The 12140-nt window shown below is 70.6% G+C and carries 10 protein-coding genes; 3 read left to right on the top strand and 7 right to left on the bottom strand.

Going from position 1 to position 12140, the window contains the following annotated elements; all coding sequences use genetic code 11:
* Positions 1-391: 391 nt before the first annotated feature.
* The 4 genes from ACFYPM_RS00275 to purS form a co-directional block, all read right to left on the bottom strand.
* A complete protein-coding gene (locus ACFYPM_RS00275; protein WP_387189605.1) occupies positions 392-1183 on the bottom strand; it encodes a 2-phosphosulfolactate phosphatase in 792 nt (263 codons plus the stop codon).
* Entirely contained in the window at positions 1152-3809 is a 2658-nt protein-coding gene (gene purL / locus ACFYPM_RS00270) for a phosphoribosylformylglycinamidine synthase subunit PurL (protein ID WP_387189603.1), read from the bottom strand. The genes ACFYPM_RS00275 and purL overlap by 32 nt, the downstream gene beginning before the upstream one ends.
* A 67-nt stretch (positions 3810-3876) precedes the next feature.
* Positions 3877-4560 carry a phosphoribosylformylglycinamidine synthase subunit PurQ gene (purQ, locus tag ACFYPM_RS00265; protein ID WP_387189602.1) on the bottom strand — a complete coding sequence of 228 codons (684 nt, stop codon included), beginning with the start codon at positions 4558-4560 and terminating at the stop codon, positions 3877-3879.
* The gene (gene purS, locus ACFYPM_RS00260) at positions 4557-4820 is read right to left on the bottom strand and encodes a phosphoribosylformylglycinamidine synthase subunit PurS (protein WP_357243527.1); all 264 of its coding nucleotides are present in this window, start codon (positions 4818-4820) and stop codon (positions 4557-4559) included. Before purS ends, purQ begins: the two co-directional genes overlap by 4 nt.
* Before the next feature lie 356 nt (positions 4821-5176).
* Between purS and ACFYPM_RS00255 the strand changes: the two genes are divergently transcribed.
* Together ACFYPM_RS00255 and ACFYPM_RS00250 are read left to right on the top strand one after the other, a co-directional pair.
* Complete coding sequence (locus ACFYPM_RS00255) at positions 5177-5860, top strand: S1 family peptidase (protein WP_387189600.1); 684 nt, start codon at positions 5177-5179, stop codon at positions 5858-5860.
* Between the two features lie 24 nt (positions 5861-5884).
* On the top strand, positions 5885-6448 hold the full coding sequence (locus tag ACFYPM_RS00250) for a YbjQ family protein (RefSeq protein WP_387189598.1): 564 nt from the start codon (positions 5885-5887) through the stop codon (positions 6446-6448).
* 117 nt (positions 6449-6565) lie between these two features.
* Here the strand turns inward: ACFYPM_RS00250 and purB are convergent, their stop codons facing one another.
* The 3 genes from purB to ACFYPM_RS00235 all read right to left on the bottom strand — a co-directional run bounded on the left by purB (position 6566) and on the right by ACFYPM_RS00235 (position 10664).
* Positions 6566-7990, bottom strand: coding sequence for an adenylosuccinate lyase (purB, locus tag ACFYPM_RS00245; RefSeq protein WP_387189595.1), 1425 nt, complete (start codon positions 7988-7990; stop codon positions 6566-6568).
* 105 nt (positions 7991-8095) lie between these two features.
* Complete coding sequence (locus ACFYPM_RS00240; RefSeq protein ID WP_387189593.1) at positions 8096-9280, bottom strand: Fic family protein; 1185 nt, start codon at positions 9278-9280, stop codon at positions 8096-8098.
* A 91-nt stretch (positions 9281-9371) separates the two neighbouring features.
* Positions 9372-10664 carry an acetyl-CoA C-acetyltransferase gene (locus ACFYPM_RS00235; RefSeq protein ID WP_387189591.1) on the bottom strand — a complete coding sequence of 431 codons (1293 nt, stop codon included), beginning with the start codon at positions 10662-10664 and terminating at the stop codon, positions 9372-9374.
* A gap of 55 nt (positions 10665-10719) precedes the next feature.
* Here ACFYPM_RS00235 and ACFYPM_RS00230 point away from each other — a divergent pair, with 55 nt between their 5' ends.
* Complete coding sequence (locus tag ACFYPM_RS00230) at positions 10720-12084, top strand: 3-oxoacyl-ACP reductase (RefSeq protein WP_387189589.1); 1365 nt, start codon at positions 10720-10722, stop codon at positions 12082-12084.
* Positions 12085-12140 lie beyond the last annotated feature (56 nt).

The raw sequence follows: 12140 nt of genomic DNA, 5'->3' as shown, positions 1-12140 counted from the left end.
GCTACGAGCAGGGCGGCTACGAGCAGGGCGGCTACGGTCAGCCGGCCGCCGGTCGGCCCCGACCGGAGACCCCGCCGCCGACCGACCGGGGCGGCCGACGTCTCGACTGGCTCGACGACTGACCGACCACAGCGCACGAAAACGGCCACCCGGGTCCTCCGGGTGGCCGTTTCGCATTCAAGGTCCACTCGTGCTCAAGGAAGTCGTGGCATCCCGCATGCCTGGACACCCCGGCTTCCTGCAAGCCGAGTTGATCACCGAACGCGCCACCCAACGCGGCTGGACACGGCCCGACGCGGCCCGGCCCGACGCGGCCCGGCCCGACGCAGCCCGGCCCGGCGCAGCCCGGCCCGGCCCGGCGCAGCCCGGCCCGACGTGGGTTGAGCACCGATCAGGCGGCGGAGAAGACACCCTGGTTGAGCACCGGCACGACGTCCGACACGCCGATCCGGACGGCGATGTTCACGTCCTCGGCGAAGCCGCCCTCGGTCAACTCCCGCCCGGACACGCTCCCCCGCACCGCGGCTGGCACATCCGGGGTGCTCGCCAGCGCGGCAAGTGCCATGGCAGCCTCCACGGACAGCCCGCCCGGTACGCCGGAGAGAGCGTCGAGCACCGAGGCGGCACCGAGTTGGTCCTCCACCGACGGGCGCAGCGACCCGTCCGGCCACCGTTCCCCGGAGGCGATCACGCCGATCGGAGCGTCCACGGTGCCGTACCCCTGGCGGCGTAGCCAACGCCCGACGGCCCGTGCGTTACGCAGGCACGCCGCGACCACCGGCAGGCCGGTGGCGCTGGCGGCGGCGCTGATGGCGGAGCCGTTCGGTGAGGGGAGCACCAGATCCGCCACCACCGGTGCGGTGCTCAGCGCGGCGGGCGAGAGCGACCACGGGTGTTCCGCGCTCACCTGCCGTCTTCCCACCGCCGCGACCGCGCCGACGCGCACCGCGTACTCGGCGGCCTGCTCGCCCCAGGGGAACGGGTGCACCCGCATGCCCCGGGCGACCGCCACCTCCACGGCGGTGGTGAACGACAGCACGTCCACCACCACCAGCGCCGCGCAGACCCGGCCGAGCTCGGCCGCCCCGGTCAGCCCCCAGTCGAACCGGGCACCGGAGCCGGGTTGGCCGTAGACAGCGGCCGCCAACGCCTCAGCGCTCGTCAGGCGACGGCTCGGTGACACCGGTGTCAGACTCGGACGACCGACCAGGCTGTGCCGGACCGATCGGCTCGACAGCGCCGGTCTCCGGAGACGGCCCCGAAGCGGCGATCGGCTCGGAGAGCACCTCAGCCGGGTCGATCCGCTCCGCCGGGGCGACCGGCAGTGGGACGGCCTCGACCGCGCCCGCCACGCCGGTGGCCGGCGCGGGCACCTCGACGGCCGCCGAACCCCCGAAGAGGCGCGGCAACGTCTCGGTGTGCGCCCGGCGCAGCTCGTCCAGCTCGACCCGGAACTGGCCGTGCACCTCAAGGGCGCCGCCGGTCGGGTCGGTGACACCGATCAGCTCGAACGGCACCCCCCGCTCGGCGCAGAGCGCCGCGAACGCCTTGTCGTGGCCGCGCGGCACCGACACCAGCGCCCGGGTGGCGGACTCGCTGAACAGGTAGACGAACGGCATCGAGCCCTCGGCGAACTGCTCCGGCACCGCGATGCGGGCACCGACGCCACGCCGCAGGCAGGACTCGACCAGGCTCTGGGCGAGGCCGCCGTCGGAGAGGTCGTGCGCGGAGGCCAGGTGACCCACCCGGGCGGCCTCGGCCAGCAGGTCGGCCAGCGCCTTCTCCCGGAGAAGGTCGACCTGCGGCGGGATGCCGCCGAGGTGCTCGTGCGTCACCCACGCCCACTCCGAGCCGGACAGCTCCACGTTCGTCTCGCCGAGCAGGTAGAGCTGGTCGTGATCGCCACCGGGGCGCGGAACGAAGCCCATCGGCACCCGGTCGGCGACGTTGTCCAGCACACCCAGCACACCGACCACCGGGGTCGGGTGGATGGCCGCCGCGCCGGTCTGGTTGTAGAAGCTGACGTTGCCGCCGGTCACCGGGATGCCCAGCTCCAGGCAGCCGTCCGCGAGGCCGCGCACGGCCTCGGCGAACTGCCACATCACGCCCGGGTCTTCCGGGGAGCCGAAGTTGAGGCAGTTGGTCACGGCGATCGGCCTCGCGCCGGTCACCGCCACGTTCCGGTACGCCTCGGCCAGCGCCAGCTTGGTGCCGTGGTACGGGTCGAGCCTCGCGTACCGGCCGTTGCCGTCCACCGACAGCGCCACGCCGAGGCCGGTCCGCTCGTCGATCCGGATCACGCCGCCGTCCTCCGGCTGGGCGAGCACGGTGTTGCCCAGCACGTAGCGGTCGTACTGCTCGGTGACCCAGGTCTTGTCGGCCAGGTTCGGCGACGCGATCATGCGCAGCAGGGTCTCCCGCAGCGCCGCCGGGTCGGCCGGGCGGGGCAGCGTCTCGGCCCGGTCGGCCTGGAGCAGGATCAGGTCGGCCGGCTCACGCATCGGCCGGGCGTAGACCGGACCGTCGTCGACAAGCGATCCCGGCGGCACGTCGACGACCAGGTGGTCCTGCCAGGTGATCAGCAGTCGACCGGGGCGGCCGTCCGGCTCCGGTGCGGTGACCTCACCGATCGCGGTGGCGAGCACGCCCCACTTCTCGCAGGTCTTGAGCACCGCGTCCAGCTTGTCCGGCTCGACGACCAGCAGCATCCGCTCCTGCGACTCGCTGGCGAGGATCTCGTGCGGGTCCATCGAGGGCTCGCGCAGCGGCACCCGCTCCAGCCAGACCCGCATGCCGGTGCCGGCAGCGGCGGCGGTCTCGGTGAGCGCGCAGGTCAGCCCGGCGCCGCCGAGGTCCTGGATGCCGACGACCAGTTGGCCGTCGTACAGCTCGAGGCACGCCTCGATCAGCAGCTTCTCGGTGAACGGGTCACCGACCTGCACGGCCGGCCGGCGTGCCTCGCTGCCCTCGTCGAAGGTGGCGCTGGCCAGCACCGAGACGCCGCCGATGCCGTCCCGGCCGGTCTTGGCGCCCATCAGGACGACAACGTTGCCCGGGCCGGCGGCGGCCTTGTTCTGCAACCGGTTGACCGGCAGCACACCCAGGCACAACGCGTTGAGCAGCGGGTTGCCCTGGTAGGAGGGGTCGAAGACCAACTCGCCACCGATGTTGGGCAGGCCGAGGCAGTTGCCGTAGCCGCCGACACCGGCGACCACGCCGGTGAGCACCCGGGCGGTGTCCGGGTGGTCCGCGGCACCGAAGCGCAGCGGGTCCATCACCGCGACCGGGCGGGCACCCATGGCGAGGATGTCCCGGACGATGCCGCCAACGCCGGTCGCCGCACCCTGGTACGGCTCGACGAAGCTCGGGTGGTTGTGCGACTCGACCTTGAAGGTCACCGCCAGCTCGTCGGAGACCTGCACGACGCCGGCGTTCTCACCGATGCCGGCGAGCAGCCGGTCGCTGTGCACGGCCTTCTCGCCGAACTGGCGCAGGTGCACCTTGCTCGACTTGTAGGAGCAGTGCTCGCTCCACATGATCGAGTACATCGCCAGCTCGGACTGCGTGGGCCGGCGGCCGAGGATCTGCCGGATCCGGTCGTACTCGTCGTCGCGCAGACCAAGCTCGGTGTACGGCTGGAGCTCGCCGGGGGTGCCACCGGCGCGCGGCACGGTGTCCACGCCCTCGGTCCACACGGCGGTGTCCAGCGGGGCCGGAGCGGCGGGCTGCGCCGCGCTCGGCTCGGCCGACTGCGCCGGGGCGGAGTACGCCTCGGGCGTGTCGCGTACCGGGTCCGGATGGGTGGTCATGACCTCTCCTCGCTGCGCTCGTGCCCGCCAGACCGACGGTTGAGCAGACCGATGATCGTGTCGCCGGTCATGCCGGCGTCCCCACCAGGTGCTTGAGGGCCGACGTGAAGAAGCCGAGGCCGTCCAGCGAAGGACCGGTGAGCGCCTCCACCGCGTGCTCGGGGTGCGGCATGATGCCGACCACGTTGCCCGCGGCGTTGGTGACCGCGGCGATGTCGCGCTGCGACCCGTTGGGGTTGCCGCCGACGTACCGCGCGACCACCCGGCCCTCGGCTTCGAGCTGGTCCAGCGTCGCGGTGTCCGCGACGTAGCAGCCCTCGCCGTTCTTGACCGGGATGAGCACCTCCTGGCCGGGCTGGAACGCGTTGGTCCACGCGGTGCCGGCCGACTCGATGCGCAGGACCTGGTCCCGGTTGCGGAAGTGCAGGTGCTGGTTGCGGGTGAGCGCGCCGGGCAGCAGGTGCGCCTCGCACAGGATCTGGAAGCCGTTGCAGATGCCGAGCACCGGCAGACCGCCCTGGGCGGCGTCCACGATCGTCTCCATCACCGGGGCGAATCGGGCGATGGCGCCGCAGCGCAGGTAGTCGCCGTAGGAGAAGCCGCCGGGCAGCACCACCGCGTCCACCCCGTGCAGACCCGGGTCAGCGTGCCAGAGCCGGACCGGCTCGGCACCGGCGATCCGGACGGCCCGGGCCGCGTCCCCGTCGTCGAGCGAGCCGGGGAAGGTGACGACACCGACCCGGGCGGTCACGAGCGGGCGCCCGCGGTCTCGTCGGCCTCGACCAGGCGGATGGTGAAGTCTTCGATCACCGGGTTGGCAAGCAACTTGTCGGCAATCTCCCGAGCGCGGTCCAGGTCCGGTTCACCTGTGAACTCGATCTCGATCCGCCTGCCGATCCGAACCGAGGCGACGTCACCGACACCGAGCCGGGGCAGCGCGTTTGCGACGGCCTGGCCCTGCGGATCGAGGATCTCGGGCTTGAGCATGACGTCGACGACGACGCGAGGCACTGGGCACTCCTGACTGTGTACGCAGTTGGGTGCCGACCCACAACGGGCGAGCGCAGCCAGCGTACCTGGCAGATATCGCCACGGGCGCACCGGCCGGGTGCAGTTCAGGCAGTGATCGACATTACCGACGCTCAGGATGACCCAGGGAGTGCGACAGGTGGCCCCACCAGGACATCTACGGCGCTTTCGGTAGCCGAATCGTTACATTGATCAATCCCAATCAAAATCTTGATAACGGCAGCCCCGAGGCCTATCGTGCATCGATGTGAGTCGATTTAGGCGTTGGTGGGAACCCCCCCGCTGTCGCCCTCCCGCACCCGGCGACCCCGGGTCCGCCCGTCCAAGGAGTCCACCCGATGCGCATCCGCCCCCTGCTCGCCGTCCTCAGCACCGCGCTGGTCGGCGCCCTCGGCGCCGCCTCCGGCGCGTCCGCCGCCCCGCCCGGCCCACAACCCATCATCGGCGGCACCACCGTCGCGTCCGCGCCCTGGGCCGCCGCGGTGCTGAGCAACGGCTCGTTCACCTGCTCCGGCAGCGTCATCGCCGCGCAGTGGGTGCTCACCGCCCGCCACTGCGTCAGCGGCACCATGTCGGTGCGGGTCGGCAGCGTCTACCGCGCCTCGGGCGGAGTCACCCGTACGGTGAGCGCCACCTACACCCGCAACGACCTCGCCCTCATGCGGCTCTCCAGCACGGTCAGCACGTCGACGGTCACCCTGGCCAGCAGCAACCCGCCCATCAACTCGACCAACTCGATCTACGGGTGGGGCATGACCTGCTACAGCGGCTGCTCCGCGTCCAGCCAGCTCAAGGCCGCCACCGTGCGGGTGACCAGCAACAGCGTCACCGACGCGTACGGCGGGCAGGCGATCCGCAGCACGGAGATCAGCGGTAACGCCTGGCGGGGCGACTCCGGCGGCCCCCAGTTCTACAACGGTCAGCAGGTCGGCGTCGCCTCCACCGCCGACGGCTACAGCATCCAGAATTACGGCAGCGTTGCGTACAACCGGGCCTGGATCACCTCGGTGGCCGGTGTCTGACGGTTAACGCCACGCGCGGCGCGGATGGTCGGCCCCGTGTCGGTCGTCCGCGCCGCGCTGTTTTGCAGCATCCGATCAGGTGAACAATGCACCCGATCGGGTCAGGCCACTCCTGACAGCATCGGAACCGTGCTGGTCGTGACGACGGAGCAACTGCCCGGCTATGAGATCCGCCAGATTCTGGGTGAGGTCGTGTCCTCGATGGCCAGGACACGCAACCCGTACCGCGAGGGGGTCAAGAACCTGCGCGGCGGCGCGTACGACCCGATGGCCCCGGACAACCTGACCCGGTGGCGCACCGACTCGGTGTCCCGGCTCGGCGAGGAGGCCCTGCGGCTCGGCGCGAACGCGGTGATCGGCATGCGCTTCGACAGCCGCGACTGCGGCGAGATGTGGATGGAGATCTGCGCGTACGGAACGGCGGTGGTCGCCGTACCCAAGATGCCCGAGGTCATGCCGGCCGACCAGCCGGCGGTCGCCGCGGAGACCGCGGAGGTCGCGGGCTTCACGGAATCGCCAGGTGGCATCGCCGAACCGGCAAGCGCCCCCAACCTGAGATCGGCAGCAGATACCGCAACCGGCGACTAACCCACCCCACCCCACCGACGCACCCGCCTCCCTTGCGGTTGATCAAGAGATTTGCGTCAAGCAGGAGATCGAAGTTGACGCAAACCTCTTGATCAACCGGGGCGGGGCGGAGTGGGGTTAGAGGATGGGGGGTGGGGAGTAGGTTGCGGCGTTTGGATGGGTTTGGACTACCTTGGTGATTCGGCGGGTGATCGCTTCGACCTGGGCGGCGGCGGCGCCGACGAAGGCGGATCGGTCCGCGACCAGAGCGTCAATGTCGGTGCGGGACAGGCCGAGCCGGCCGTCGGCCGCCAACCTGTCGAACAGGTCGTTCTCCGGCGAGCCCTGTTCGCGCATGGCCAGGGCCACCGCGACCGCGTGTTCCTTGATCACCTCGTGGGCGACCTCCCGGCCGACACCCCGCCGGACCGCCGCCACCAGGATCTTCGTGGTGGCGAGGAACGGGAGGAACCGCTCCAACTCCCGGTTGATCACCGCCGGGTACGCGCCGAACTCGTCGAGCACGGTGAGGAACGTCTGGAACAGCCCGTCGGCGGCGAAGAACGCGTCCGGCAGGGCCACCCGGCGGACCACCGAGCAGGACACGTCCCCCTCGTTCCACTGGTCACCGGCCAGCTCGCCGACCATCGACAGGTAACCCCGGATGATCACCGCGAAGCCGTTCACCCGCTCCGACGAGCGGGTGTTCATCTTGTGCGGCATCGCGCTGGAGCCGACCTGACCCGGCTTGAAGCCCTCGGTGGCCAGCTCCTGGCCGACCATCAGCCGGATCGTGGTGGCCAACGACGACGGCGCGGCGGCGGTCTGCGCCAGCGCGGCCAGCACGTCGAAGTCGAGCGAGCGCGGATAGACCTGCCCAACGCTGTCCAGCACCCGGGAGAAGCCCAGGTGCTCGGCGACCCGCCGCTCCAACTCGGCCACCTTGTCGGCGTCGCCGTCGAAGAGGTCCAGCTGGTCGGCGGCAGTACCGACCGGTCCCTTGATCCCCCGCAGCGGGTAGCGGGCGATCAGGTCCTCCAGCCGCTCGTACGCGATGAGCAACTCCTCCGCCGCCGACGCGAAGCGCTTGCCCAGCGTGGTGGCCTGCGCCGCCACGTTGTGCGAACGGCCGGTCATGACCAGCTCGGAGTGCTCGTGGGCCAGCCACGCCAACCGGGCGAGGGTGGCCACCACCCGGTCGCGGATCAGCTCCAGCGAGGCGCGCACCTGAAGCTGCTCGACGTTCTCGGTGAGGTCACGAGAGGTCATCCCCTTGTGCACGTGCTCGTGCCCGGCGAGCGCGCTGAACTCCTCGATCCGGGCCTTCACGTCGTGCCGGGTGACCCGCTCCCGCTCGGCGATCGAGGCGAGGTCGACGTGGTCGAGCACCCGCTCGTACGCCTCGACCACACCGTCCGGCACGGCCACACCCAGGTCACGCTGAGCGCGGAGCACGGCGAGCCAGAGCCGCCGCTCCATCCGGACCTTTTCCTCCGGAGACCAGAGGGCGACAAGTTCGGGCGAGGCGTACCGGTTGGCCAGCACGTTGGGGATCGTCGTCACGTACCTCATTCTCTCCTACTGAACGCGCTGCCCCCGAAGGAGGTCGTGGCCGCTGCCGCAGCTCGGTGCATGTCGGGCTGCGGCAGCGGCCCAGTTGGACTGCCGTCAGGTGGTCAGGCCGCTTCGACTGCTGGCGACCGACCCGGCAGCCGCCAACAGGCGAGACGGGAGCCACGGATAGGGATCGCTCATTGGCCGCCTGTTCTCCCGGCAGCGAGTCCGCACGTCGATCAGTATCTGACCGGCCAGGTAATACCGGCCTCGACGCTCGCCCACTGCTCGCAACAGGCCCTTGTCGCACAGCTGAGCTAGATCACGAGTGGCTGTCCGCTCCTCGACTCCGGCCATTTTGACGTAGGTGCTGCGGCGGAGGCGGTAGCCGAGAATCGCCTCGTACAGAAGGTTCGTAACGCGATCCGGCAACTGGTGCTTTGCGGTGAGCTGGTCCAACTCTTGCCAGATCGCCGAGGCCTCCTCAACCCGCTGCGCCACCGTCTGCGCCTGGATGTGGTGTGCTCGAAGATTGAACGAAACCCACAGCGCGGCGTCGTTCTCGGGACTCCAAACGCCCTGACCGGTAGCCAGCAGAACCCGGTAATAGTCGTCGGTGTTATGCCCCAGCCACTCCTCGATGCTTGAGAACGCCGGCTCGACGATCGCCTCTCTAGAAAGAACGAGCGTTTGCAGCGCCCGCGCCATGCGTCCGTTCCCGTCGCGGAAGGGATGGATCATTACGAGATTCAGATGGGCCATCGCGCCGCGCACGATCGGGTCCACCTCCCGCTCGTCTCGTAATCGGCTGGCGAGCGCTTCGACCAGTTGCGGAACGAGTTGGGCATCCGGCCCCTCATAGACTCGCCGGTCAGCCCGCTCGTCGTGGACGTAGATTGGGCCGGTGCGGTACTGACCGGGGCTCTTGGACAGATCATGTGCCAACATCATGTAGTGCATCCCGCGCAGGCCGGTGGCGTCGAAGATGAAGTGCTGGTCTGCCGCCATCTGGAGAACGAAGCCGAGCGCCTGCCGGTAACCACGGATTTCGGCGAAGGTGCGCTCGTCCGCACTCAGCGGTTCCTCGTCATCAAGAGCCGCGGCGGCGTCGTCCTCCTCCACGACGTAGCCCTCGATGCTGTTGGAGCCACGGATGGCACGCGCGAGCATGGTGCGTCGCAGTCCACCTTGCCACCGCCGCGGAACCCGAAGCGTCGCTGCCAGCGCTTGGCGCATTTCGTGGACGTCAGCCAGCACAGCGGCGTCGTCCGCCCCCAACTGCGGCGTTTGGTAGACCATACCCACTCCATGTCTCTTAATAAGAGACATGTTAGCAGTTGCGGCGAGCTTGTCTCTATGTAAGAGACAATGAGACACGATCAAATTGCGCTCAGCGTTCCAGGATCGCGGTCACACCCTGGCCACCGGCCGCGCAGATGGAGATCAGGCCGCGTCCGCTGCCCTTCTCGGCAAGCAGCTTGGCCAGGGTCGCCACGATCCGCCCCCCGGTGGCGGCGAACGGGTGTCCGGCGGCCAGCGACGAGCCGTTGACGTTGAGCCGGTCGGTGTCGATCGCGCCCAGGGGCGTGTCCAGGCCGAGGCGGTCCTTGCAGAACTCCGGCGACTCCCAGGCGGCGAGGGTGGCCAGCACCTGCGAGGCGAACGCCTCGTGGATCTCGTAGTAGTCGAAGTCCTGCAACGTCAGCCCGGCGCGGGCCAGCATCCGGGGCACCGCGTGGGCGGGCGCCATCAGCAGCCCTTCGTCGCCGTGCACGAAGTCGACGGCCGCCGTCTCCGACCAGCTGAACCAGGCCATTACCGGCAGGTTGTGCGCGGCCGCCCACTGCTCGCTGGCCAGCAGCACCGTGGACGCGCCGTCGGTGAGCGGCGACGAGTTGCCGGCGGTCATGGTGGCGTGCTCGGCATCCGGGCCGCGGGTGCCGAAGGCCGGCTTGAGCCTGCCGAGCTTCTCCAGGCTGGTGTCGGGGCGAAGATTCGCATCGCGGGTCAGCCCCAGGTATGGCGTCATCAGGTCGTCGAAGAAGTTCCGGTCGTACGCGGCGGCCAGCCGTTGGTGTGAGCGCAGCGCCAGCTCGTCCTGGGATCGCCTGTCGATCTGCCAGCGCAGGGCGGTGCGGGCGGCGTGGTCGCCCATGGACAGGCCGGTGCGCGGCTCGGCGTTGCGCGGGATCTCCGGCCTGAACGGTTGGAGCGGGCGTAGCTTCGCCGCTACCTTGAGCCGTTCACCCAGCGTGCGGGCCGAGTTGAGCTTGAGCAGCGTGCGGCGCATGTCCTCGTTGACCGCGAGCGGCGCGTCGGAGGTGGTGTCGACGCCGCCGGCGATGCCCACGTCGAGTTGGCCGAGGGCGATCTTGTTGGCGACGAGGATCGCCGCCTCCAGGCCGGTGCCGCAGGCCTGCTGGATGTCGTACGCCGGGGTGTGCGGGTCGAGCCGGGAACCGAGGACCACCTCGCGGGTGAGGTTGAAGTCGCGGGAGTGTTTGAGCACCGCGCCCGTCACCACCTCGCCGACGCGCTGCCCGGCCAGCCCGTACCGGGCGATCAGGCCGTCCAGCGCGGCGCCGAGCAGGTCCGAGTTGGACGCGTCAGCGTAGCGGGAGTTGGAACGGGCGAAGGGGATGCGGTTGCCCCCGATGACCGCGACCCGCCGGATGCTCTGCACGATCCGCCTCCTCGACCTGTGTTGCTCGAACCCTACTCGCCAGTAGGCTACGCCCATGACCGACAGGTACGCGAGCTTCGTCCAATCGGCCGCCGGCCGCGCGCTGGTCAAGCGCCTCGGGCTGCCCGACCCGCCCCGACTGCGCCGGCACCACCCCGGCGACCCGCTGCTGGCCGGGCCGGCCCTGCTCGGTGCGGCCACCGGCGGCCTGCTCGCCGAGCCGGTCGCCAGGATCCTCACCGCCGCCGGGGTTGAGCTGGCCGACCCAGCCGCCAACACCGCAGCCGGCGACAACCCGCGGCGGTACGGCGCACTGCTCTACGACGCCACCGGGATCATCGACTCGACCGAGCTGCGCCAGCTCTACGACTTCTTCCACCCGCAGGCCCGGGCGCTGCTGCCCAGCGGCCGGGTGATCGTGCTGGGCACCCCACCGGAGGAGTGCCCGATGCCCCGCGAGGCGACCGCTCAGCGCGCCCTGGAGGGGCTGGTGCGCAGCATTGGCAAGGAGTTCGGCCGGGGCACCACGGCCCAACTCGTCTACGCGGCCCGTGTCGAGGGCGGCGTCCGCACCAGCCTTGAGTCGACGCTCCGATTCCTCCTGTCCGGGCGGTCCGCGTACGTCTCGGGCCAGGTGATCCGGGTCGGCGCCGGCGAGGCGACCGTCCCGGCCGACTGGGAACGCCCACTGGACGGCCAGGTCGTGCTGGTCACCGGGGCAGCCCGGGGGATTGGCGCGGCGCTGGCCGAGGTGCTCGCCCGCGACGGCGCACAGGTGGTGGCGCTGGACATCCCGGCCGCCGGGGACGCGCTGGCCGCGGTGGCAAACAACATCGGCGGTACGGCCGTACAGCTCGACCTGACCGCACCGGACGCGCCGACCCGGCTCGCCGACCACCTGGCCGGCAGGCACGGCCGGGTCGACGTGGTGGTGCACAACGCCGGCATCACCCGGGACAAGACGCTCGGCCGGATGGACGCCGACCAGTGGGACCAGGTCATCGACGTCAACCTCTCCTGCCAGGAGCGGATCAACGACATGCTGCTGGGGCGGGGGCTCATCCCGACCGGCGGGCGCATCGTCTCGGTCTCCTCGATCGCCGGAATCGCCGGCAACCGGGGGCAGACCAACTACGCCACCAGCAAGGCTGGCGTGATCGGGCTGGTCGACTTGCTCGCCCCGGCCCTGCGTGGGCGGGGGATCAGCGTCAACGCGGTGGCCCCCGGCTTCATCGAGACCCGGCTCACCGCGCGCATCCCGCTGGTGGTGCGCGAGGCGGGCCGGCGGATGAACAGCCTGGCCCAGGGCGGGCTTCCGGTGGACGTGGCCGAGACGATCGGCTGGTTGGCCTGGCCGGCCAGCGGCGCGGTCAGCGGAAATGTGGTCCGGGTCTGCGGCCAGAGCCTGCTGGGGGCGTAATGGGCACTCGGAGGCAGCCGGATGACCACCTTTCCCTGCACGAGCTGATCGACGGC

It is taken from the genome of Micromonospora sp. NPDC005203 (genome assembly GCF_042872705.1).
In the GTDB taxonomy this organism is placed as follows: Bacteria; Actinomycetota; Actinomycetes; order Mycobacteriales; family Micromonosporaceae; genus Micromonospora.
This window is presented reverse-complemented; position numbering and strand designations above follow the sequence as displayed.